Source organism: Novosphingobium sp. 63-713, from assembly GCF_001898925.1.
Lineage (GTDB): Bacteria > Pseudomonadota > Alphaproteobacteria > Sphingomonadales > Sphingomonadaceae > Novosphingobium.
In genome coordinates this window covers 15,706-40,073 of the sequence record NZ_MKVS01000048.1, presented here as the reverse complement: position 1 = coordinate 40,073, position 24,368 = coordinate 15,706, and the positions used below count along the sequence as shown (strand labels likewise).

General features: G+C 65.3%; 16 protein-coding genes. 10 read left to right on the top strand and 6 right to left on the bottom strand.

Annotated features, from left to right (window positions below):
• Positions 1-106: 106 nt before the first annotated feature.
• The 3 genes from metC to BGP00_RS22545 all read right to left on the bottom strand — a co-directional run bounded on the left by metC (position 107) and on the right by BGP00_RS22545 (position 3,909).
• Positions 107-1,342 (bottom strand): cystathionine beta-lyase, encoded by a 1,236-nt coding sequence (gene metC / locus BGP00_RS22555; protein ID WP_292691703.1) that lies wholly within the window; start codon positions 1,340-1,342, stop codon positions 107-109.
• A 93-nt stretch (positions 1,343-1,435) separates the two neighbouring features.
• Positions 1,436-2,311, bottom strand: coding sequence for a 3-mercaptopyruvate sulfurtransferase (gene sseA, locus BGP00_RS22550; protein WP_292691701.1), 876 nt, complete (start codon positions 2,309-2,311; stop codon positions 1,436-1,438).
• 146 nt (positions 2,312-2,457) lie between these two features.
• On the bottom strand, positions 2,458-3,909 hold the full coding sequence (locus BGP00_RS22545) for a hypothetical protein (RefSeq protein ID WP_292691699.1): 1,452 nt from the start codon (positions 3,907-3,909) through the stop codon (positions 2,458-2,460).
• A gap of 250 nt (positions 3,910-4,159) precedes the next feature.
• On the opposite strand from BGP00_RS22545, the gene queF reads away from it, so the two are divergent.
• The 6 genes from queF (at position 4,160) to BGP00_RS22515 (ending at position 14,098) form a co-directional block, all read left to right on the top strand.
• A complete protein-coding gene (gene queF / locus BGP00_RS22540) occupies positions 4,160-4,630 on the top strand; it encodes a preQ(1) synthase (RefSeq protein WP_183625084.1) in 471 nt (156 codons plus the stop codon).
• 97 nt (positions 4,631-4,727) lie between these two features.
• Entirely contained in the window at positions 4,728-6,929 is a 2,202-nt protein-coding gene (locus BGP00_RS22535; RefSeq protein ID WP_168602302.1) for an RNA degradosome polyphosphate kinase, read from the top strand.
• Positions 6,930-6,940: 11 nt separating this feature from the next.
• On the top strand, positions 6,941-8,458 hold the full coding sequence (locus BGP00_RS22530; RefSeq protein WP_168602303.1) for an exopolyphosphatase: 1,518 nt from the start codon (positions 6,941-6,943) through the stop codon (positions 8,456-8,458).
• A 94-nt stretch (positions 8,459-8,552) separates the two neighbouring features.
• Positions 8,553-9,527 carry a UDP-2,3-diacylglucosamine diphosphatase gene (locus BGP00_RS22525; protein ID WP_292691695.1) on the top strand — a complete coding sequence of 325 codons (975 nt, stop codon included), beginning with the start codon at positions 8,553-8,555 and terminating at the stop codon, positions 9,525-9,527.
• On the top strand, positions 9,524-10,600 hold the full coding sequence (locus tag BGP00_RS22520) for a glycosyltransferase family 1 protein (RefSeq protein ID WP_292691693.1): 1,077 nt from the start codon (positions 9,524-9,526) through the stop codon (positions 10,598-10,600). Before BGP00_RS22525 ends, BGP00_RS22520 begins: the two co-directional genes overlap by 4 nt.
• A gap of 75 nt (positions 10,601-10,675) precedes the next feature.
• Positions 10,676-14,098 (top strand): PAS domain-containing hybrid sensor histidine kinase/response regulator, encoded by a 3,423-nt coding sequence (locus BGP00_RS22515; RefSeq protein WP_292691691.1) that lies wholly within the window; start codon positions 10,676-10,678, stop codon positions 14,096-14,098.
• Between the two features lie 258 nt (positions 14,099-14,356).
• On the opposite strand, the gene BGP00_RS22510 is transcribed toward BGP00_RS22515, so the two are convergent.
• Complete coding sequence (locus BGP00_RS22510) at positions 14,357-14,983, bottom strand: response regulator transcription factor (RefSeq protein WP_292691689.1); 627 nt, start codon at positions 14,981-14,983, stop codon at positions 14,357-14,359.
• 180 nt (positions 14,984-15,163) lie between these two features.
• Entirely contained in the window at positions 15,164-17,113 is a 1,950-nt protein-coding gene (gene acs, locus BGP00_RS22505; RefSeq protein WP_292691688.1) for an acetate--CoA ligase, read from the bottom strand.
• Positions 17,114-17,360: 247 nt separating this feature from the next.
• Here acs and BGP00_RS22500 point away from each other — a divergent pair, with 247 nt between their 5' ends.
• The 4 genes from BGP00_RS22500 to BGP00_RS22485 all read left to right on the top strand — a co-directional run bounded on the left by BGP00_RS22500 (position 17,361) and on the right by BGP00_RS22485 (position 23,222).
• Positions 17,361-18,833: a DcaP family trimeric outer membrane transporter gene (locus BGP00_RS22500; protein WP_292691686.1), complete on the top strand. Its 1,473-nt coding sequence runs from the start codon at positions 17,361-17,363 to the stop codon at positions 18,831-18,833.
• A 49-nt stretch (positions 18,834-18,882) separates the two neighbouring features.
• Positions 18,883-20,649: an MFS transporter gene (locus BGP00_RS22495; RefSeq protein ID WP_292691684.1), complete on the top strand. Its 1,767-nt coding sequence runs from the start codon at positions 18,883-18,885 to the stop codon at positions 20,647-20,649.
• Positions 20,650-20,769: 120 nt separating this feature from the next.
• Positions 20,770-21,291, top strand: coding sequence for a GNAT family N-acetyltransferase (locus tag BGP00_RS22490; RefSeq protein ID WP_292691683.1), 522 nt, complete (start codon positions 20,770-20,772; stop codon positions 21,289-21,291).
• Positions 21,292-21,332: 41 nt separating this feature from the next.
• Positions 21,333-23,222, top strand: a complete 1,890-nt coding sequence (locus BGP00_RS22485) for an AMP-binding protein (protein WP_292691682.1) — start codon at positions 21,333-21,335, stop codon at positions 23,220-23,222.
• 10 nt (positions 23,223-23,232) lie between these two features.
• Here the strand turns inward: BGP00_RS22485 and BGP00_RS22480 are convergent, their stop codons facing one another.
• Positions 23,233-23,817: a hypothetical protein gene (locus BGP00_RS22480; RefSeq protein ID WP_168602311.1), complete on the bottom strand. Its 585-nt coding sequence runs from the start codon at positions 23,815-23,817 to the stop codon at positions 23,233-23,235.
• Positions 23,818-24,368: the final 551 nt, after the last annotated feature.

The window sequence follows — 24,368 nt, the reverse complement described above, 5'->3', positions numbered from 1 at the left end:
CGCCGCAGGCTTTATTTCGTTGCCTATGCCGCCACCATTCCGATCAAAACCCCCAATAATGGGATTGCAAAGGGACCGAGTCCCTTTGCCCGCCGGAGGCATATTCTTACCCTTGGGCCGCCCAAACCCCCAAAGCCTGCTCCAGATCCGCGATCAGATCACGCGGATCCTCCAGTCCGATCGACAGCCGCACGCCAAAGCGGTCCTCCGCCTCCATCCCCGCCAAAGGCCACGCGCTGGCCGTACGCACGCGGGCAGGATCAAGCGGGGTGGCGAGGCTTTCAAACCCGCCCCATGAATAGCCGATCCCGAAGAGCGAGAGCGCATCGATCAGCGCATCGCGCGCCGCGCTGCTGCCCCCGCGCAGGACAAAGCTGAACAACCCGCAGCCTCCGGTGAAATCGCGGCGCCACAGATCATGCCCCGGCGCGCCCGGCAGCATCGGGCACAGCACGCGCGCCACTTCCGGGCGCGCTGAAAGCCATTGCGCAACGGTCAGCGCGCTGGCCGTCTCGCGTTCCAGCCGGAGCGAGAGTGTGCGCAATCCGCGCAGCACCAGTGCCGCGTCATCGGGGCTGACCACGGTGCCCATCTGTTGGGCGTGGCGGCGCAGCCGGTCATACCATTCGGGGCCGGCGCTGGCGCTGCCCATCATCACGTCGCTGTGGCCGCCCGCGTGTTTGGTCAGTGCCATCAGCGTGATGTCGACGCCATGGGGCAGGGGGGCAAAACCGAGCGGGCTGGCCCATGTGTTGTCGATGATGCTGATGATGCCCCGGTCGCGGCAGATCGCGGCGATGGCGGGCACGTCCTGCACGTCGATGGTCAGGCTGCCGGGCGATTCGAGCAGGACGGCGGCGGTGCGCTCGCAGATCGCGGCCTCGAAACCGGCCAGATCGGTCGGGTCGAACCAGCGCGTTTCCACGCCGATCGTCTTCAGAATGCCATTGCCCAGCGTCCGGCTCGGCTCATAGGCATTGTCGGTCATCAGCAGCACATCGCCCGGTTTCAACACCGCCAGCAGCACGCCCGAAATCGCCGCCAGACCGCTGGGATAAAGCACCGTGCCCGCCGCGCCCGGCTCGATCTGGGTCAGCGCCTCGGCCAGCGCCCATTGCGTCGGCGCGCCGCGACGGCCGTAATAGAACCGCCCATCCTCATTATAGGCATGGCCCGCGCGCAGCGCCGCCATATCGGGATAGAGATGCGTCGAGGCGCGCCACACGGCGGGCGTCACCACGGCGGAGGGGTGGTTTTCGATGCCGGTCCATTCCGGACGGCGGCCCGCCAGCGTCAGTTGCGTGTCGGTGTGCAGGGAGGATGTGTCGATATTCTTGGCCATGGCGCTGCTTTGGCCGTTTTTTTGCCCCGCGAAAAGTTGAGTTTGCCAATAGGGACAATTTGCCGCACCGAAACGCCCGGTGCGGCCAAATCGTCAGGCCCCGGTTTTCAGACTGGCGGCGTTATATTGCGCCGGGCCGGTTTCCTTGGGCATGGCGGGGTCGGCGCCCCATTCGGCCCAGCTGCCGTCATAGAGCGCGACATCTTCCTTGCCGATCAGATGCAGCGCGAAAATCAGCACGCAGGCGGTGATCCCGCTGCCGCAGGAGGCGATGATCGGGCGGGACAGATCGACGCCCGCGCTTTCAAATGCCTCGCGGATGCCCTTGGCGTCCTTGAACGTGCCGTCGGGCCGATACATCAGCGTATAGGGCACATTGAAAGCGCCGGGAATATGGCCCGCCGCCATGCCGGGGCGCGGCTCGGGCGCGCTGCCCGCGAAACGCGCGGCGCCGCGTGCATCGACCACCTGTTCCGCCCGCGTGCCGATATTGGCCAGCACGGAGAGCTTGTCGCGCAGCTTTTCGGAGGCCTGCCATGCGGTGTAATGGCGGTGGCGCAATTTCTTGTCGCCTTCCTCCACCTTACGCGCCTCGGCATGCCATTTGGCAAGGCCACCATCCAGGATCGCCACATTCTGCGCCCCGAACAGTTTGAGCATGAACCATGCGCGCGCCGCACTGTGGATGGCTGAATCGTCGTAAAGCACGATGCGGCTGCCGTCGCCAAGGCCAAGCGACTGCATCCGGCTGGCGAAACGTTCCGGGCCGGGCAGGGTGTTTTCGATCCGCGCCCCCGGATCGGCCAGATCGGCCAGATCCATGAACACCGCACCGGGGATATGCCCGGTTTCATATTCATCCTTCGCGTTGCGCCCCGCGTCGGGCAGGTGGCTGCTGGCGTCGACGATGCGCAGATCGCACGCCTCCATATCATCAGCCAGCCACTGGGTTGTCACCAGGCTTTCCATTCGCCGGCGCTCCTCCTTCGCTGCGAAAGCGAAAAATCTAGGCTCGAATTGTGATCGACGCAAACGGTTTTGTCGGGAAACGCGCTGCTATGAAGTTTGTATTGAACTAAAGCATTATATTGCAAGTGCGAAAGGCTGCTCTATCCCTACTCGTGTGCAATGCTTTGCACCAGCAGATTGTCGTATAAATGCGCCCCGCCATCCAGCGGAATCGGCACCAGCCGCCCCCCTTCCTCCGGCAAGCCGATCAAAAATGTGCGGTCCTGAAAAGGATGGGCCGCCGCGCCCTCGACCGTGGCAAAGATTCGCGCCGCCCCGACCAGCAAACGCATTGCGCCAAGCCGCAAAGCAGGCAGTTTGGCCAGCGGCACGCGCCATTCCTCGGCAATCGCGGCCTCTTCGCCCGGCATCAGCGTGGCCAGACTGTGCGCCAGCGCGGTATGGGGCAGATCGCCCTCGGGTGTGCTCATGCAACTGTCCACCCGAATCGGGCCGAGCGGCCCTGCGCCATCGTTGCGCAGCGTGATGCGGAACCGCAATTCGATCCGCGATGCGCTGGTGCTCAATCGCAGCGCCTCAAAACCGATGGCCAGCGGATCGGGCGGGGCGATGGGCACGGGTCTGGCCGGTTCGGCGGACTGGATGCGGTTGAACAGGGGCGATGGCTTGAACACGCCGCGCGGTGGCGGCGTTGTCTCGGGCTCCGGCCTTGGCGCGATTGTGATGGCTTCGGGCGCGGGGCCATCGGCGGGAAAGGCGTGGGCGGCCGCGTGGGCGGGCTGGCGCGGGATTTCTGGGGGCGGGGCTCTGGTGATGGGCGACTCGGGCGCGGTCTGTGCATCGGCATGGGTCGCGAGAAAGGGGGATGCGAGCGGGCGGTCTGCGGTCGGCGCGGGGCCTTGCGCTGCCTCCGCCTCCACGGCCTCATCGAACATGCGCGCGATGGTGGCGGCATGGTCCTCGTCGACCGGGGGGGCGGATGGGGCGGGGCGCTTGACGGGGCTGGGTTCGGGCGTGGCGTCGCCCTGCTCCCGCCCTTTCCGCCTCGCCCGCCAGCGCAGGATCAGCCACAACGCGCCCAGTTCCAGAGTCAGCCCGACCCCGATGCCGATCGGATAGAGCCTGTCACGCCATGGCGAGCCCGCCGAAACCGGGGCCGCCGGACGTGGGGCGGCGGCGCGCGGCGGGGCGGGCGACGCCTGAATAGCCGGAGCGGGCGTGGCCACGGGCGTGGCTTTGGCTACTGGAGCGGGGGCAACCGGAACTGCGGCCGAAGCAGGTGCAACCGGCGCGGCGCGTGCGACCGGGGGCGCCGCATGGGCGATGCGCAGGCGGGGCGTTTCGGCGGGGGTGTTCGCTTTGGCCTGAACACGCGGAGCCGCCGTGGGCGGGGGCTCGCTGCGTTTGGGCGATGGGCTGGGGCGGGGTGTCCAGGTGACGGGGATTTTGCCGACCGGGTCCTTGAACACGGGAACGATTTGCGGGCCCTTGGGCGTGGATGCGCTGCTGGCCGTGGCCGTGGGGGCCGGGGGCGTACCAAAAACGTCGAGCGATTGCGCCTGTGCGCCTGCGGCGCCCAGCGGAACGGACGCCACCATTGCCCCCGCCAATGCGCTCAGGCGGATTGGCGCGGCCCATGGAGTCCGGCCGGATCTGAACAGTTTGCGCATTGCCCCATTGTCGCTCCAAACGGGTTAGCCGAGGGATAAGCCGGGGCGAGGGCTAACCCTAGCTGGGGCTTGCACCTATACGGATCTGTTCAAAGCCTTAACTCGGAATGGCGGCTCCCAGTCGCACCTGTCCGCCTGCCCGCTTGTCTCGGGCGCGCGGCGGTGGCATGGGGGTGGCATGAGCAATTCCCATGACGCGCCGCTTGCCCCCAAATTCCTTGGCCAGAACACCGGCCTGCCCGCATCGCCCGACGAGGCGGTGCTCGATTATGTGCCCAATCCGCGCGTGGGCAGCCTCTATCTGACGCGCTTTGCCGCGCCCGAGTTTACGTCTTTGTGCCCCGTTACGGGGCAACCGGACTTTGCCCATATCGTCATCGACTATGCCCCTGATCAGACGATTGTGGAGAGCAAGTCGCTGAAACTGTTTCTTGGCTCGTTCCGCAATCATGCCGGTTTCCACGAGGACGTGACGGTGGGCATCGGCCAGCGCCTGTTTGATGAAATGCGCCCGAAATGGCTGCGCATCGGGGGCTATTGGTATCCGCGCGGGGGCATCCCCATCGACGTGTTCTGGCAATCGGGCGCGGCGCCCGAGGGGCTGTGGGTGCCAGAGCAAGGCGTCGCTTCCTATCGCGGGCGGGGATAAAGGGGCATTATTGCCCTTGCGGCATTCCCCTGTCATCCTAGTGTAACCTTATGTCGGGAGGGCGGGCCTGTGCCTGCCCACCTTGTCGAGGAATATCATGGACGCTCTTGCCGCTTCTGTTGCCGAAACCCCGCCCATCAGCAGCGATCTGGCCGCGATCAAGGCCATTCCCGACCGCTTTTTCAACCGCGAACTCTCGTGGCTGACCTTTAACCAGCGCGTGCTGGAAGAGGCGCGGCGGATGGAATATCCGCTGCTCGAACGGCTGCGGTTTCTCTCGATTTCGGGCAACAATCTGGATGAATTCCTGATGGTGCGCGTGGCGGGGCTCGCCGGACAAGTGCGCCGCCATATTGCCGAAGTTTCCATCGACGGGCTGACCCCGCCGCGCCAGTTGGCCGCGATCCGCGACGAGGTGATGCGGCTGGAGGCGATGCAGCAGGAGATCTGGCTCGAACTGCGCGAGGCGCTGGAGGGCGAGGGCATTCATGTGGTGGGCGACCGGGGCGGGCGCAGCCTTGATCCGGTGCAGTCGCGTTGGCTCAAGGATTACTTCCTTGATCGCATCCTGCCCGTCATCACGCCGCAGGCCATCGACCCGGCGCATCCTTTCCCCTTCGTCACCAATGGCGGCATGGGCGTGATGATGAGCCTGACACGCATTGCCGATGGCGCGCAGGTGATGGAAATGGTGCTGATCCCCGCCGCCCTGCCGCGCTATGTGCGCATTCCGGGCGATGATGAGGCGGCCTATGTCTCGATCGCCGATGTCATCTGGCTTAATGCGGAAAGCCTGTTCCCCGGTTTTCAGGTGCTGGGCCATGGCGTGTTCCGCGTGCTGCGCGACAGCGACATTGAAATTGAGGAAGATGCCGAGGATCTGGTGCGCTATTTCCGCACCGCGATCCAGCGCCGCCGCCGGGGCAGCGTCATCATGCTCCAGCTTCAGGGCGATTTCCTGCCCGAGGCCGAGCAATTGCTGCGCGATCAATTGCGGCTGGATCATGCGATCATCATCCGCAGCCACGGCCCCATCGACATGGCGGGCCTGTCGGCCATCGTCGATGAAAAGCGGCCCGAGCTGAAATTCGCGCCCTATTCGCCGCGCTATCCCGAACGCATCCTTGAGCATGATGGCGATATTTTCTCGGCCATTCGCGAAAAGGATCTGGTGGTTCACCATCCCTATGAGAGCTTTGAGGTCGTCATCGACTTCCTGCGTCAGGCCGCCGCCGACCCGGAAGTGGTGGCGATCAAGCAGACGCTCTATCGCGCGGGCAAGCAGTCCTCGATCATCAACGCGCTGTGCGCCGCGGCCGAGGCGGGCAAGTCGGTCACCGCTGTGGTGGAACTCAAGGCCCGCTTTGACGAGGAGCAGAACCTGCACTGGGCCAGCCAGCTTGAAAATGCCGGGGTTCAGGTGATCTACGGCTTTGTCGACTGGAAAACCCACGCCAAGATCAGCATGGTTGTGCGCAGCGAAAAGGACAGCGACGGGGCGCAGGTCTATCGCACCTATTGCCACTTCGGCACCGGCAATTACCACCCGATCACGGCCCGCATCTATACCGACCTGTCCTATTTCACCGCCGACCAGGCGATCGGGCGCGACGCCAATCAGATCTTCAACTTCATCACCGGCTATGTCGAGCCGCGCCGCACCGCGTTGCTGGCGGTCGCGCCGGTGTCTTTGCGCGAACGGCTCTATGGCAGCATCGAGCGCGAGATTGCCAATGCCCGCGCGGGCAAACCGGCGCAGATCTGGGGCAAGCTCAACTCGTTGACCGACAGCCAGCTCATCGACCGGCTCTATGAGGCAAGCTGCGCAGGCGTTGAGGTGCGGCTGGTGGTGCGCGGCATCTGCTGTCTGCGCCCCGGCATTCCGGGATTGTCGGAAAACATCACGGTCAAATCGATCATCGGGCGCTTTCTGGAGCATACCCGCGTCTGGGCCTTTGCGGGCGGGGCGGCGCTGCCCAATCCGCGCGCGCGCGTGTTCATTTCCAGCGCCGACGGCATGAGCCGCAACCTTGACCGCCGCGTCGAGGTGCTGGTGCCGATCCGTAACAAGACCGTGCACGATCAGGTGCTCGATCAGGTCATGATGGCCAACCTGCTGGACAGCGAGCAAAGCTGGCTGCTGGGCGCCGATGGCCATTACACCCGCGCGGAACTGGGTGAGCAGCCCTTTAACGCGCATCGCTATTTCATGACCAATCCTTCGCTGTCGGGGCGCGGGGCATCGCTGGGGTCTGGGCGCAAGGTGCCCAAACTGGCGCTGCGCCGGGGCCGGGCGTAAAACGGAACGCTATGATTCGCCTCCCCGCTTCTTTTCCGTCCGCGCAGGATCAGCGCGCGATCATCGACATCGGCTCGAACACCGTGCGTCTGGTCATCTATGGCGGGCCGGTGCGCGCGCCGGTGGTGCTGTTCAATGAAAAGGTCACCGCGCGCCTGGGCAAGGGCGTGGCCGAAAGCGGGATGCTCTCGGCCAAGGGCATGGCCACGGCGCTGGCGGCGCTGGCGCGCTTTGCCATCGTGCTGAAATTGCGCGGGGTGGACGATGTTCAGACCGTGGCGACGGCGGCGGCGCGCGATGCGGCCAATGGCGGCGCATTTCTTGAACAGGTGGCCGCCCTTGGCCTCTCGCCCCGGCTGCTGTCGGGCGAGGAAGAGGCCGTGGCCAGCGCGCGCGGCGTGCTCTCGGCCTTTCCGGGCGCCTGCGGGATTGTCGCGGATCTGGGCGGCGGTTCGCTCGAACTGATTGATATCGAGGGCGATGCCAAGGGCGGCGGGCGCTGCACCCATGGCGTGACGCTGCCTTTGGGCACTTTGCGTCTGGCGGCGCTGCGGGCGGATGGGAACGATAAATTCGCCCGCCGCATCCACCGTATGCTGAAAGGTCAGGACTGGGACGCCCATTCGGGGCAGGTGCTCTATCTGGTGGGCGGGTCGCTGCGCGCCTTTGCCCGCTTCGCCATGGAGCAGGTGAACTGGCCGATCGACGATCCCCATGCCTATGAACTCTCGCCCGAGGAAGTGCTCTCGGCGGTGCGTGCGCTCCAGTCCAAGACGGCGCGGGGCAATGCGCTGAGCCCGATCAACGGTGTTTCGGCCTCGCGTCTGGCCAGCCTTGCCGATGCGGGGGCCTTGCTGGGGCAATTGGTCAAGGAATTGCATCCCTCGCGCGTGGTGTTCTCGGGCTGGGGCCTGCGCGAAGGTTTGCTGGCGGGCGCGATGGGCGCGAAAACAGCGGGGCAGGACCCCTTGCTGGCGGGTGTCATCGCCTTTGTGGAGATGCAGCAGCCGGGCCTGTCCTCGGCGGGCGAGCTGGTGGCGCGCTGGACCGCGCGGCTGGGCTATGCCGGGCCGGACAATCTGCGTCGCGCGGCGGTGATGCTGGCGCTGGCCTCCTTGCGCTCGGAGCCCAATCTGCGCGCCGAACAGGCCGCGCAATGGGCGCTGCGCAAACGCTGGCTGGGCGTGGACGAGGCCGGGCGCGCGATGATCGCGATGGCCGTGCTGGCCAACAGCGGTCAGGCCGAGATCCCGACCGAGCTGCCCCGGCTGGCTCCGTTGCAGGATCTGCGCGAGGCGGTGATCTGGGGCATGGCCACGCGGCTGGCGCGGCGCTTCTGCGCGGGGGCGGGCGAGGTGCTGGAGGCCTCCTCGCTGACGATTTCCGGGCGCAAGCTGGTGCTGGCGACGACTCACGCCATGGCCCCGCTCTATACCGATGCTTGCGCCAAGGATCTGCGGGTGCTGGCCGAGATGATGGGCCTGACCCCGCATCGGTTGAGCGTGGAAACTGCGGCTGATCTGCCCTAATCGCGGCTCTGTCACAGTTCTGACTTGGCCCCGTCATGGCGGTGCAATTTGCCTGATATAATCCGCGCGCAACGGGTTCTATCGGGGAAATGCCATGGCGCGCGCTGCTTTTGCTTCGGGGCTCGATCCGGCCCAGACCGCTTTTCTGTTTGGCGAGGGGGGCAATCCCGGCGCGCTGGGCGTTGACGGGCCGGTCGTTTCGGCCAAGGGCGGGATCGCCTCATGGCTCGATTTGCCCGAACCGCCCGATCCCAAGGGGCTGCGGCCCAAGCGGCGCTATCGCACGGTGTGGATTTCCGACGTTCATTTGGGCACGCGCGGCTGCAATGCCGATATGCTGGTCAGCTTCCTGCGCTCGGTGGAAACCGAGACGCTCTATCTGGTGGGCGACATTATCGACGGCTGGCGGCTGAAAAAGGGCTGGTACTGGCCGGACGCGCATAATGAGGTGCTGCGCCGCATTTTGAAGATGGCCCATCGCGGCACGCGGGTGGTCTTCATCTGCGGCAACCATGACGAGATGCTGCGCCCCTATGCGGGCCTGACCTTTGGCGGGGTGGAACTGCTGCTCGATGCGATCCACACCACGGCCGATGGGCGCCGCTTGCTGGTGGTGCATGGCGATGCGTTTGACGCCATCGTGCTTTATCACCGCTGGCTCGCGTTTCTGGGCGACAAGGCCTATGAGCTGATGCTGCGGGTCAACACCACGTTCAACGCGGTGCGGCGGCGGATGCATCTGCCCTATTGGTCACTCTCGGCTTACCTCAAAAAGCGGGTGAAGAACGCGGTCCAGTTCATCACCCGCTATGAAGAGGCCGTCGCCCATGCCGCCGCCGAGCGGGGGGTCGATGGCGTGGTATGCGGCCATATCCATTCGGCCGAAATCCGCCAGTTCGGCGCGATCACCTATTATAATGACGGCGACTGGGTGGAAAGCTGCACCGCGCTGGTCGAGGATTTCGCGGGCCAGATGAGCATCATCGACTGGCTGGCCGAATTGAAGAAGAATGCCGCCGATAAGGCCCCGGTGGCCCAAGAGGCGATGCCGGTGGGCGTGCCTGCGTGACCGCTCTCCGGATCGCCCCCCGGATCGCTATCGCCAGCGATGCGTGGTTCCCGCAGGTCAACGGCGTGGTGCGCACGCTGGCCGCGACGGTCGAGCATTTGCGCGGGCGCGGGGCGGAGGTAGAGATGATTACCCCCGACCGGTTCCTGACCATGCCGATGCCCGGCTATGCCCAGATCCGGCTGGCCGTGGCGCCGCGTTTCAATGCGCGGCGGATGCTCGATACCTATCGCCCCGACATCGTGCATATCGCCACCGAAGGCCCGATCGGCTGGGCCGCGCGCGGATGGTGCCGGGCGCGGGGGGTGCCCTATACCAGCGCCTTTCACACGCGCTTTCCCGAATATCTGGCGCTGCGTTCGGGGCTGTCGGCGGAATGGTTCTGGCCGGTGATGCAGCGTTTCCATGGCGCATCGCGCGCGATCATGGTGGCTACGCCCAGCCTTGACGTGGAACTGGCCGCGCGCGGATTGACCCAGACGCGGCGCTGGAGCCGGGGGATCGACCATTCCCAGTTCACCGCCGATGGGCCGGTGGCGGCGGATATGGCCGATCTGCCGCGCCCGATCCTGCTGAACGTGGGCCGGGTGGCGCCGGAAAAGAACCTTGAGGCGTTCTGCGAACTGAGCACGCCCGGCAGCAAGGTGGTGGTGGGCGATGGCCCGGCGCTGGCCGAGATGCAGCGGCGATACCCCCATGTGCATTTCCTCGGCCCCAGGAGCGGCGCGGCGCTGGCCGCGGCCTATCGCGCCGCCGATTGCTTTGTCTTTCCCAGCCGCACCGACACATTCGGGCTGGTCATCATCGAGGCGCTGGCCTGCGGGGTGCCGGTGGCGGCCTATCCGGTGGCCGGACCGCTCGATATTCTGGGCACGGATGGGCGGGGCGAGGGCGGGATGGCCCCCGAACCTGTCGCCGCGCTGGACGATGATCTGGACGCGGCGGTGGCGCGCGCGCTGGGCCTGTCGCGGGGCGGGGCGGCGGCGTTCGGCGCGGGCTTTACATGGGAAAACGCCACCGACCAGTTTCTTGCCGCGATTGCGGGCGCGCTGGAGATGACGCAGGCGGCCTGAGTCCGCGCCTGGCCCTATCGACGCTTGGCTTCACCCGCCTCCATGGGCTAACACCGGCCCATAGGGGGATTGGTCATGGGTTTGGGCACGGCGGCGCTGTTTGCATTGGGCTGGATCGGCCTGCTCTTTGCGGTGGCCACGCTGGCCGAGGCCTATGGCGAAAGGCCGCGCGGGCGGCTGCGATTGGCGCAACCGGGGCTGAAACGGCTCAGGCTTGGGGCCTACACGCTGGCGCTGGGGGTCTATTGCTCCAGCTGGACCATCTATGGCGCGGTGGGCAGCGTGGTGCGCGAGGGGTGGAATTTCCTGCCCATTTACCTCGCGCCGATTGCCTTGCTGGCGCTGGCGCCCGGTTTTCTGCGCCGCCTTTCGGCCACCCTGCGCGAGACACAGGCGACCACCCCGTCCGACTTTATCGCCGCGCGTTTCGGCCATGATGTGGTGGTGGCGCGGCTGGTCACGGTGATCGCGCTGGCGGGCAGCGTGCCCTATATGGCGCTGCAATTGCGATCCATCGGCACGGCCATGGCGATCATCACCGGCAATGGCGACCCGGTTGTCGCGCCCACGATGCTGGGCGCGGCGGGGCTGCTGGCGCTGTTTGCGATCCTGTTCGGCGCGCGGCGGTTTGAACGTTCGGGCCGGTCGGAGGGCATGGTCTATGCCATTGCGCTCGAATCGGGGATCAAGCTGCTGGCGCTTTTCGTGGTCGCCGCGCTGGCAATCGGCATCGTCATGCAGGCCGATGGCGCGCGCGCGGAGCAGGGGCTGGCCCAACTGGCCCGCCATTTCCGCGCCGAGGATATTTCACTGGAAACCGGGGTGATCGCGCTGATTTCGGCCTGCGCGATCCTCGTCCTGCCGCGCCAGTTCTACATGGCGTTGGTCGAGGCGCGCGATGTCGATGATCTGCCGCGCGCGCGCTGGGGCGTGGTGGCCTATGTGCTGGCGATGGTGCTGCTGGTCGTGCCGATTGCATGGGCGGGGATTATCGCGCTGGGGCATGGGGTGGCGCCTGATTTTTACGTGCTTTATCTGCCGCTGGCCTCGGGGCATGGGGTGATTGCGGCGGCGGCCCTGATCGGCGGGATCAGCGCAGCGGCCGCCATGGTCATTACCGACGCCACCGCGCTGGCCGCGATGGTGTCGAATGATCTCATCTTTCCCTCGCTGCTGCGCGGCGGGGTGGGGGTTGGTGCCGAAGCGGGCGTGCTGGGGCGGCGGATGCTGCTGGTGCGGCGGGCCTCGATCGTGGGGGTCATCGCGCTGGCGTTGACTTGGGCCGAACTGGTTTCTCCGCGCCAGACGCTGGCCTCGATCGGGCTGGTGGCCTTTGCCGCGATGGCGCAGTTTACGCCGCATATGATCCTGGCCGTGTTTGGCGGCAACCGCGACGGCATGGCCGCGCGGGCCAGCCTTGGCGCGGGGCTGGTGCTGTGGCTCTACACGCTGGCGCTGCCGCCGATCCTGCCTGAAGGCTGGCGGGTGTGGCTGGCGGCGGGGCCGCTCGATCCGTTGCGGCTGCTGGGCATCGGCCATGCGCCGCCGCTGGTGCATGGGGTGCTGTGGTCGCTGGGGGTCAATCTGGCGATGTTTGTGGCCGTTTCGGCACGGCGGGGGGCGGGCAATCCGCTGCCCTCGCTGATGGGGTGGCAGCGGCAGGTGTCGGACCTGTCGGACCTGAAAGACCTGACCGCCAGTTTCATCGGCCACGAACGCGCCGAGCGCGAATTTGCCGATGCACGGCGGGGCATGGCCATCGACGGCCGCTCGGCCCAGCGCGCGCGCAAGCTGATCGCCGCCGTGGTGGGGGCCAGCAGCGCGCGCGCGCTGGTGGCCAGCGCGATGGCGGGGGGTACGATGAGCCTTGCCGCCGTAACGCGCCTGCTGGACGAGCGCGGGCAGTCGCTGACCTTTTCGCGGCAATTGCTGGCGGCCACCTTTGAGAACATCGAGGCGGGCATCAGCGTGGTCGATGGTGAGCAGAAGCTGGTGGCGTGGAATACACGCTATGAGCAATTGTTCGATTATCCGGTGGGGCTGCTCTATGTGGGCGCGCCGGTGGCCGATCTCATTCGCCACAATGCGCGGCGCGGCGATTTCGGCGCGGGGGCCGATGTCGAGCATGAGGTGGAAAAACGCCTGCGCCATTTGGGCCGCGCCCAGGAATACACGTTCGAGCGCTATCGCCCCGATGGTCAGGTCATCAAGATGGTGGGCGGGCCGATGCCGGGCGGCGGCTATGTCACCAGCTTTATCGACATCACCGCCGAGGCGCAGGTGCGCGCCGAATTGAAGCGCACGCTGGCGGGGATGGAGAGCCGCGTGGCCGAGCGGACGCATGAATTGTCCGAGGCGAACCAGCGTCTGGCGCAGGCCGACCGGGACAAGACCCGATTTCTGGCCGCGGCGAGCCATGATCTGTTGCAGCCATTGCACGCCGCGCGCCTGTTTACGGCGGCTTTGGCGCGCGATGTGCCCGAACATTCGCGGGTGCTGGTGGGGCGGGTGGACAATGCGATCATCGCGGCGGAGGATCTGCTGCGCGCGCTGCTCGACATTTCCAAGTTGGATGCGGGCGGGGTGCAGGCCCGGCCGGAGCCGCTGTTGCTGGCGCCTTTCCTGCGCGATCTGGTCGAGAATTTCCGCCCGATGGCCGAACAGAAGGGGCTGGAACTGCGTCTGGCGCGGATGAGCGCGCGGCCGATGGTGCTGCGCACCGATCCGGGCCTGTTGCGCTCGCTCCTCCAGAACTTCCTCACCAATGCCCTGCGCTATACGCTCGATGGCGGAGTGCTGGTGGGCGCGCGCTGGCGGCATGAGGCGCAGGGGGGAGAACAGGGGGCGGCGCAGGGCGAGGAACTGCGCATCGATGTCATCGACACCGGCGTCGGCATCCCGCCGCAGCAGCGCGAGGCGATCTTTGGTGAATTCACCCGCCTTGGCGAGGTCGAGGCCGAAGGGCTGGGGCTGGGGCTGGCGCTTTCGCGGCGGATCGCGCGCCTGCTGGGCGCGCGGATCGAGGTCGTCTCGCAAGTGGGCCGCGGCAGCCGCTTCAGCCTGACCCTGCCCGCTGCGCAGGATGCCGTGACGATGAGCCTGCCCAGTGCCGCGCCTCCGCCCGGCAGCGTGGCCGCCCATGCGCGTGCGCTCAATGTGCTGGTGCTGGACAATGACCCGCTGACCGTCGAAGCGACCGCCGCGCTGCTCACCGCGCTGGGCCACCATCCCCACGGCGCCGAGGATGGCGATGCCGCCCGGGCCATCCTGCGCAAGGGGCCGGTCGATGCGGTGCTGGCCGATTATCGGCTGGATACGGATGAGGATGGCCTGAGCGTGGTGGAAAGCCTGCGCGCCGAGCAAAGCGGGCTGCCCGCGATGCTGATCACCGCCGAGACCAATCCGGCGATCCGTGAGCGGGCCTTGGCGATGGGCGTGGTGATGATGGCCAAGCCCGCGAATGTGGCAGGGATCGAAGGGTTTTTGGCGGGGGTTTGAAAAGGTTTGAAGGATAGATGCGAGGGTCTGGACCCTCGCGCTCCCGTTACTGTCTGCGTTGTGCCAAGGGTTCGGCGTCTGGTGTCGGACGCGCTGTTTGGAATGTGAAAGCCTGCGGCGCGGCTAATTCTGACTTCTCTGCGCCGCAGGCTTTAAAAACCCAAACAACGCCAGCGGTAAACCATCACCCCATTAACGGGATTGCAAAGGGACCGAGTCCCTTTGCCCGCCGGAGGCAACTTCTAACCCCCTTAAACCTTACCCCTTCAAATCCAGCCCCAAAGACCGCGCCACCAGCGCCGCCTGGGTCCGGTTCCGCACGTCGAGCTTGCGCATGATCGCGGTCATATGGGCTTTGACGGTGGCCTCCGCGATGCCGAGGTTATGGGCGATCTGCTTGTTCAACTGCCCGTCGAGCACGGCCAGCAGCACTTTGAGCTGCGTCGGCGTCAGGCCCGCGACCTCGCGGCGGATGGTGTCGAGTTCACCATGGACGTCGGGCGCGGCGGGGGCGGCAGCGCCCAGCGTGTCGGCGATCGCGGCTTCGATGGCGGACAGGTCGCTGTCCTTGGAGAGGAAGCCGATGGCGCCAAATGCGCGCGCTTCCTGCGGCGCGGCGCTGCCCTCGGCGCTGGAGACGACGAGGATCGGCACATCGGGCTTTTCGGCGTGGAGCAGCGCAATGCCCGAATAGCCCACCGCACCGGGCATTTTCAGATCCAGCGTGATGAGCGCAAGGTCGGCGGCCTCGGCGGCGGCGCGGGCGGCGGCGGTCAGTGTTCCGGCCTCGACGATGCGCGCCTGCGGCAGGACCCGATTGACGGCGAGGCTGAGCGCCTGGCGGAAGAGCGGGTGGTCATCGGCAATAAGGACGGTCTGGGTCACGTGAGGCAGGCTTTCAGGCAATGATGCTGCCGACTCGCCACCAAGGCCGGGCTGTCGGTTCTGCGCCTTATGATAGACCCGCAGGCCCATGCGGCAAGCCCTTGCGGCGTTTGCGCGCACCAAAAATGAACGGGCCGTCAACTTTCGTTGGCGGCCCGTTCCTTATTGCAGCGGCTTGCCTTATGCGTTGGCCAGTTGCGGGCGGTTGGCCAGCAGGTGATCGACCACGGAAGGATCGGCCAGCGTGCTGGTGTCGCCCAGATTGCCGACGTCATTTTCCGCGATCTTGCGCAGGATGCGGCGCATGATCTTGCCCGAGCGGGTCTTGGGCAGGCCGGGAGCGAATTGGATCACGTCGGGTGTGGCGATGGGGCCGATTTCGCGGCGCACCCATGCGATCAGCTCCTTGCGCAGCGCCTCGTCGGGTTCGACGTCCGCGTTGCAGGTGACATAGGCATAGATGCCCTGACCCTTGATCTCATGCGGCATGCCCACCACGGCGGCCTCGGCCACATGCTCATGGGCGACCAATGCGGATTCGATTTCCGCCGTGCCCATACGGTGGCCCGAGACGTTGATGACGTCGTCGATACGGCCGGTAATCCAGTAATAGCCGTCCTCGTCGCGGCGGCAGCCGTCGCCGGTGAAGTAATAACCGGCAAAGGTGGTGAAATAGGTCTGGAAGAAGCGTTCCGCATCGCCCCAGACGCCACGCATCTGGCCCGGCCATGAGTCCGCAATGACGAGGCAACCGTCGCCGGGACCTTCCATGATCGTGCCGTCATTGTCGAGCAGCAGCGGCTGCACGCCAAAGAAGGGGCGCGAGGCCGAGCCGGGCTTCAAAGCCGTGGCGCCGGGCAGGGGGGTGATCATCGTCCCGCCCGTCTCGGTCTGCCACCAGGTGTCCACGATGGGGCAGCGGCCTTCGCCCACGACCTTGTGATACCATTCCCACGCTTCGGGGTTGATCGGTTCGCCCACCGAGCCAAGGACGCGCAGCGACTGGCGGCTGGTCTTCTTCACCCATTCGTCGCCTTCGCGCATCAGGGCGCGCAGGGCCGTGGGGGCGCCGTAGAAGATCTCGACCTCATACTTGTCCACCACCTGCCAGAAGCGGCTGGGATCGGGATAATTGGGCACGCCTTCGAACATCAGCGTGGTGCCGCCGTTGAGCAGCGGGCCATAGATCAGGTACGAATGGCCCGTCACCCAGCCCACGTCCGCCGCGCACCAGTAGATCTGGCCGGGGCGATAATCGAAGACATATTGATGCGTGGCCGAAACCCACACCGAATAGCCGCCGGTGGTGTGCAGCACACCCTTGGGCTTGCCGGTGGAGCCGGAGGTGTAGAGGATGAACAGCGGGTCTTCGGCGTTCATTTCCTCAGGGGTGTTTTCCGGCGAGGCGGCGGCGCAGGCCGTGTGCCAGTCGATGTCGCGGCCCGCCACCATGGGCACATCGCCCCCGGTGCGCTTGAGCACGATCACCTTTTCAATGCCCGGCGCATGGGCGGCGGCGGCATCGACGTTTTTCTTGAGCGGAACCTTCTTGCCCCCGCGCAGACCTTCATCCGCCGTGATGACGATGCGGCTGCCGCAATCCTCGACGCGGCCGGCCAGCGCCTCGGGGCTGAAGCCTGCAAACACGATGGAATGGATCGCGCCGACACGGGCGCAGGCCAGCATCGCCACCGCCGCTTCGGGCACCATGGGCAGGTAGATCGTCACCCGGTCGCCGCGCGCCACGCCCTGATCCTTCAGGACATTGGCAAAGCGGCACACCATTTCGTGCAGCTCGCGATAGGTGATGCGGCGTTCGGCCTCATCCGGGCTGTCGGGTTCCCACAGGATGGCGATCTGGTCGCCGCGCGTGGCCAGATGGCGATCCAGCGCATTGGCCGACAGGTTGAGCGTGCCGTCCTCGAACCAGCGGATGCCGAAATCGCCCGCGTGATAGGATGTGTTCTTGACCTTGGTGAACGGCTTGATCCAGTCGATGCGCTGCGCTTCGGTCGCCCAGAAAGCGTCGGGATCGCTCACCGACTGCTGATACATGGCGGTATAGCGCGCGTCGTCGATCAGGGCATTTTCGGCCCATTCGGCGGGGACGGGATAGATGGCTTCGCCCACGTTTCAGCACTCCTCTCAAAATTCGTTCCGATGGACGTAACGTGAGGGAGCCCCTCGCGCAGCCCATTCTTTGGAACAATACTAGGCCAATATGGTCCAAGTCGTAGCCCTTACCAAGGTCGTACATGCAAGGTCGGCAAATAAACCTTGGTCGGGATAGATCGTAACGGCTGTTACGAGTGATCTTTCCATCACGGATCGGACTGTCCCCCGCAAGAAGGGACGGCCAAAAGGATGGAGAGGATTGATGACGCTTTTTTCGGGAAAGGCGCGCGCGATGGCGGTTCTGCTGGGCGCGTCCGCGCTGGCGGCGCCGGTGGGTGCGATGGCCAAGGCGGCCCCTGCGCTGAGCGCGCGTGAGGCTGCCCTGCTGGCCCGGCTGGAAAAGCTGGAGGCCGAGGTGAGCCAGTTGCGGGCCGATGCCGCCGCCACCCGCCAGCAGCAGGGCGAGGCCGTCCAGGCCGTGGCCACCCAGGCCAACACCGCCACGCAGGTGGCCCAGAGCGCCGCGCAGGAGGCCAAGGCCACCGGTGAGCGCGTGGCCGCGGTGGAAAAGAAGCCGACCCCCGAGGGGATGCGGGTTGGCGCAACGAACATCCGTATCGGCGGCTTCCTGAAGTTCAACGCCGATTACAGCCATTTCGACGGCGGCACCGTGGCCACCAACACGCTGGGCCGCGACTTCTATCTGCCTCAGGCGATCCCGGTGGTGACACCCACCAGCCGGTCGAGCACCGACACCGATTTTTCGGCCAAGCAGACGCGGATCTGGCTCAACCTCGACACGACGGTGGCGGGTCATACGGTGCGCGGCTATCTGGAAACCGATTTCCAGACCACGGCCAGCGCAGCCGCCAATGTGACCGGCGGCGGCAGCCAGCGCACCACCAATGGCTATACGCTGGCGTTGCGCCGCGCCTTTGTGCAGCTCGACAAATGGACCTTTGGTCAGGACTGGACCACGTTCCAGAACACCGCCGTCCTGCCCGAATCGACCGATTTCGTGGGCGCGACCGAAGGCACCGTTTTCGTGCGCCAGCCTCTGGTGCGCTATTCCACCCCGCTCTCCAAGGCGGCCACGCTGCACGTTTCGGTTGAAAACCCCGAGAGCGCGACGGCCAATGCAGGGTCTGCCGCGCTGGTGGAAAACGGCACTGACCATCTGCCCGATTTTTCCGCCCGCCTGAATTACATGACGCGGCGTGGCGAGATCAGCTTTGCCGCGCTGGGCCGTCAGGTGCGCACCGAGGCCGCCGGGGCGGGGATCACCCGCGCGGGCTTTGGCGGATCGGTTGCGGGCAAGATCTTTCTCAATGAAAAGCGCACCAGCGACCTGCGTTTCTCGGCCACCTATGGCCAGAACATCGGGCGCTATGTGGGCCTGAATTTTGCCCCCGATGCGGTCTATGTCGCGGCCACCAACAGCCTGGCCGATGTCCGGGTGTTTGCCGCGCTGGCCGCCGCGCGCATCGCCATCACGCCCACCCTGCGCGTCAATGTCATCGGGTCGATGCAGAGCGCCGACTATGACGGTTCGCTCAGCCCCACCGCGATTGCCGCCTATAACAAGAAGGCGTGGTCGGGCGCGGTCAACCTGTTCTATTCGCCGGTCAAGGCCATCGACCTTGGCATCGAATATCGCCACGGCCAGCGCGAACTGGTCAATGGCCAGAAAGGCAACATTGACCGGCTCGAGTTTGCCGCACGCTATAATTTCTGATCTAATCAAATCATAACGGGTCAAAAGACCCATAACGGGAGCGCCTGTCATGTCTGTATTGCATGAAACGGCAGAGGATCTAGCCAGACTGCCAAAGCATCATGTCGCCACCCATGACGAGAAACTGGTGATTACCGCCAGCTCGCTGGGCACGGTTTTCGAATGGTATGATTTCTATCTCTACGGCCTGCTGACCGCGATCATCGCGGCCCAGTTCCTGACCGGCCTCAATCAGACCACGTCCTTTATCATGGCGCTGCTGGTGTTCGCGGCAGGCTTTATCGTGCGCCCGTTCGGGGCGCTGGTGTTTGGCCATATCGGCGATCTGTTCGGGCGCCGCTATACTTTCATCATCACGCTCACGGTGATGGGCCTGTCGACCTTCCTCGTCGGCTGTCTGCCCACCTATAAGCAGGTTGGCGTGGCGGCGCCCATCATGCTGGTGGTGCTGCGCATGTTTCAGGGGCTGGCGCTGGGCGGCGAATATGGGGGCGCGGCCACCTATGTTGCCGAACATGCGCCTGCCGGAAAGCGCGGGCTTTACACGAGCTGGATCCAGATCACGGCCACTGCCGGTCTTGCCATGGCGCTGCTGATCGTCATCACCGTGCGCTCGCCTGTGACGGGCGTGGGCGAGGAAGCCTTCAAGCAATGGGGCTGGCGCATTCCCTATCTGATCTCGGGCCTGTTCCTGGTGCTGGGCCTGTGGCTGCGCCTGAAGCTGCATGAAAGCCCGGTGTTCCAGAAGATCAAGTCGGAAGGCAGCGGCTCGAAGGCTCCGCTCAAGGACGCATTCGGCAAGTGGTCGAACCTCAAGATCGTGCTGATCGCTTTCTTCGGCGCCATCGCGGGTCAGGCTGTCGTCTGGTACACGGGCCAGCTCTATGCGATGTATTTCCTTGAAAAAATGCTCAAGGTTGACGGCCTGACCGCCAACACGCTGATCATTACCGCGCTGTTGCTGGCCACGCCTTTCTTCCTGATCTTCGGCATGCTTTCGGACAAGATCGGCCGCAAGCCCATCATCCTGACCGGCTGCGCGCTGGCCGCTCTCACCATGTTCCCCGTGTTCCATGCGCTGACCGAGGCGGCCAATCCGGCTCTGGCCCATGCGCAGGCCAATGCCCCGGTCAAGGTCATGGCCTATCCGGGCGAATGTTCCTCGCAATTCGACCCTGTGGGCGCCAACAAGTTTGACGCCACCAGCTGCGATATCGTGAAGAACGCTCTGGCCAAGGCGGCGATCAATTACGAAAACGTGGCCGCGCCTTCGGGTTCGGTGGCCAGCGTTTCGATTGGCGGCAAGACCATCATCGCCCCCGATCCTGCCCAGATTTCGGGCGAGGACAAGAAGAAGGCGATTGCCGACTTCACCACCGCGCTGGTCGGCAAACCGGCAACGCCCGCCAAGGCGGCCGAGGGCGGCAAGCCTGCGGTCGAAGCCAAGCCTGCGGTTGTGGGTGAACTGACCAAGGTGGGCTATCCCACCAAGGCCGACCCGGACCAGATCGACAAGCCCAAGGTGGTGGCGATCCTGTTCTATCTCGTCCTGCTGGTCACCATGGTCTATGGCCCGATCGCGGCCATGCTGGTCGAACTCTTCCCCAGCCGGATCCGCTACTCGTCCATGTCGCTGCCCTATCATATCGGCAATGGCTGGCTGGGCGGTCTGCTGCCTGCCATCGGCTTTGCCATGGTCGCGGCCAATGGGGATATCTACTATGGCTTCTGGTATCCGGTGATCGTGGCGGCGGCCACCTTCTTCTTTGGCCTGTTCTTCCTGCCCGAGACTTTCCGCCGCATCATCGATGAATAATACTTAGGTCTTACTCCCTTGAAAGTCGCGTCCTGATCTGGCCTATTTGGCCCAAATCAAGGCGCGACTTTGCTTTTGCGCCCAAAGGCGCGTCCATCCTGCCTCTCAAGGAGACTTGCCATGACCACCGATGCCGCCATCAGCCACCAGCTCACCACCCGCGATGGCGTGGTGCTGGACGTGCGCCCCGCCACCGAGGCCGATGAAGCCGCGCTTTCGGCCTTTTTCGACGCGGTGTCCGAACAGGACCGTCGCTTCCGCTTCTTCGCGGCTGGTGAGCATGTCAGCCATGATCAGCTCGACCCCTTGATTCACGCCGATCATTTCCGCAGCGAAAGCTATATCGCCTTTGAACACACCACGGGCGAACTGGTCGGTTCGGGCCTGCTGGCCTGCGACAACCAGCTCGACACGGGCGAAGTGGCGGTTTCGGTCCATGCCGATTATCGCGGGCGCGGCGTGGGCTGGGCTTTGCTCGACCTGCTGGCGCGCGAAGCCGAGCGCCGGGGCGTGCGCCGCGTGATCTCGATCGAGAGCCGCGACAACCATGCCGCCATCGAGGTCGAGCGCGACAAGGGCTTTACCCCCGAGGCTTTCGAAGGCGATCCGACTTTGGTCGTTCTATCGAAAACCATCCGATAAGGCGATAGTCATGGCCAGAATTCATAAACATGAGGATGGCCATGAGCGAGCTTTATACTTCAGCCTGGCAAGAAAGCATCGAAAACCGCGAAGCTTTCTGGAGCCGCGCTGCCGGGGCTGTTGAATGGAGCAAGGAGCCGTCGCGCGCATGGGACGATGCGCGCGGCTGGTTTCCTGACGGATCCTTGAACACGGCCGTCAACGCGATTGACCGCCATGTTGCCGCCGGGCGCGGTGATGCCGCCGCCATCATCTATGACAGCCCGGTCACCGATACGGTTGAAACCTACAGCTATGCCCGTCTGGCCGATGAAGTGGGCCGCGTGGCCGCGATGCTGGCCCGCCTTGGGGTGGAGCGCGGGGATCGCGTGATCCTCTATATGCCGATGATCCCCCAGACGATGTTCGCCATGCTGGCCTGCGCGCGGTTGGGCGCGGTGCATTCAGTGGTGTTCGGCGGTTTTGCCGCGCATGAACTGGCCAAGCGCATCGATGACGCCACCCCCCGCCTGATCCTGACCGCCAGCGGGGGCGTCGAGGGCAGCCGCAAGATTGCCTATAAGCCGATGGTGGACGAGGCGCTGCGCACATCAAACCATCAGCCCGACCATGTGGTGCTGTTTCAGCGCGATGTACTGGCCGCCGACCTCATCGCCCCGCGCGACATCGACTGGGCCGCGATGATCGGGGAAACCTCCGCCGATCCCGTGCCCCCGCCTGCCGAAATGGCGGCCGATGATCCGCTCTACATCCTCTATACCAGCGGCACCACCGGCACCCCCAAGGGCGTGGTGCGCGAGAATGGCGGCCATGCGGTTGCTCTCACATGGAGCATGGCCAACATTTACGGCGTGGGGCCGGGCGATGTGTTCTGGGCGGCCAGCGATGTGGGCTGGGTCGTGGGCCATTCCTATATCGTCTATGCGCCGCTGCTGGTCGGGGCCACGACGGTCCTGTTCGAGGGCAAGCCGGTGGGCACGCCCGACGCCGGCACCTTCTGGCGCACGATCCAGCGCCACGGGGTCAAGATTTTCTTCACCGCCCCCACCGCGATCCGCGCCATCCGCAAGGAGGACCCCTCGGCCTCCTTCCTGCGCGAGATCGGCATCGGGCCTTTGCAGGCGGTGTTTCTGGCGGGCGAGCGGGCCGATCCCGATACGATCCATTGGCTTGAGGAACATTCCGCCCTGCCGGTGATCGACCATTGGTGGCAGACCGAACTGGGCTGGCCGGGGGTGGCGACCTGCCATGCCCTTGGCGACACGCGGCGGCGCGCGGGCAGCGCGGGCTTTCCGGTGCCGGGCTATGAATTTGCGATTCTGGGCGACGATGGCAAGGAACTGGGCCGCGATCAGTCGGGCTTTGTCGCCGTGCGCGAGCCTTTGCCGCCGGGCGCCTTCCGCACATTGTGGAACAACAAGGCGGGCTGGGAAAAGAACTTTGCCGCTTTCCCCGGATGGTATGAAACGGGCGATGCGGGCTATATCGACGCCGATGGCTTCGTTCATATCATGGGCCGCACCGACGACATCATCAATGTTGCGGGCCATCGTCTGTCCACCGGGCAGATGGAGCAGATCGTGGCCGCGCAGGACGGCGTGGCCGAATGCGCGGTGATCGGGGCGGATGATGCGATCAAGGGCATGGTGCCGATCGCCTTTGTCGTGCCGCGCGCCGGGTTTGATGCCGACGCCAGCCTGCCCGCGCGGGTGATTGCGGGGGTGCGGGGCGAGTTGGGCGCCGTGGCCGCGCTCAAGACCGCCTATGTGGTGGGGGCGCTGCCCAAGACGCGTTCGGGCAAGATCCTGCGCAATCTGCTGCGCAAGATCGCCAATGGCGAGGCATGGACCTGTCCGCCAACCATCGACGATCCGGCCATCCCGGCGGGCATCGAAAACGCGATCCGGCAGAGCAGCGCGCAAGTGGCCTAGAAATGGTCGCCTAAAAATTGGCGCTGTAACTGAGCATAAGACGGTCGCGCGCGCTGCCAGCCAGCGCGGCGACTTCTCCCGGCGCGGTGTCGCTGCTGCGCGAAAGGCGATATTCCAGCCGCAGATGGCCCGGCCCCATCGGCGCATCGGCCCCTGCCGACAGGCGCCATCCCTCCATCATCCGGTCGCGGTTGCGCAGGGCAGGGCCGATCACGGCGCGGTCATACAATTGCGTGCGCAAGGCCCCCGCGCCCGCAAACAGCCGCGTGCCCATCGGCAAGGCCGCCAGCGCCAGCGGATAGGCCAGATGCGCGCCCACAAAGATCTCACGCGTCAGAGACAGGCTGAAATGGTCCTGCGGATTGTCCGCCCAGTCATTGGCGTCGATCACCTTGATCCCGGCATGCTGAAAATCCAGCCCCAACAGCGCGCGCCCCTGTAGTGTGGGGTGCAGCACAGGGCGCTCCAGCGTGATGACCGCCACATCCATCCGCCGGTTGAGCGGCGTTTCGGTGCCATTGTGCGCCAGCGCGGTCATGGCCGATTCGCTGACAATATCGGTAGAGAGATGCGCGCCGCGCAGAGCCTGGTGCAATATGCCCGCTTGGGCGCACAAGGGCGCCCACCCGAATGCGAGCAGCGCGGCAAGCCCGGAAGTTGCAACACAAGCAAGGCGGCGCATGGCTATCCTCCCCCGTGGACCATTTGATCCGCACTACCCGGGAATCGGCGCTTGGTTCCCGAGCCTGACATATATAGCACGCAGGGATTGAAGATAGAATTTGCCGTATTTGGTTACATCCGGTGGTTAATACCGATTCAGGCTTTGGGCGCCGCCACCTTTTCATTCCGCCAAGCCTGCGAAACCGGGGCGAAAAATTGCCAAAACAGGGGTGGAGCGGGGAATTTTCGCGATTAACCCATCGTCATTTTTCCGCGCCAAAGGTGAAGAAGCGGGGCGAAAATCGGCATGGCGGTGCCGGTGCGGCGCCTTGAAAGTCGCGCATTTCCGCCGATTCGCCACCCTTTGCCGGGGCGCTGTGTGTCATTTGGGCATCACTCGGCCTTGTCATGGATGTGTCATAATCCCGTCAAAAAAGTGCAACCCCCTCAACCTATTGGCGGCCTCAGTCTGCACCTTAATAC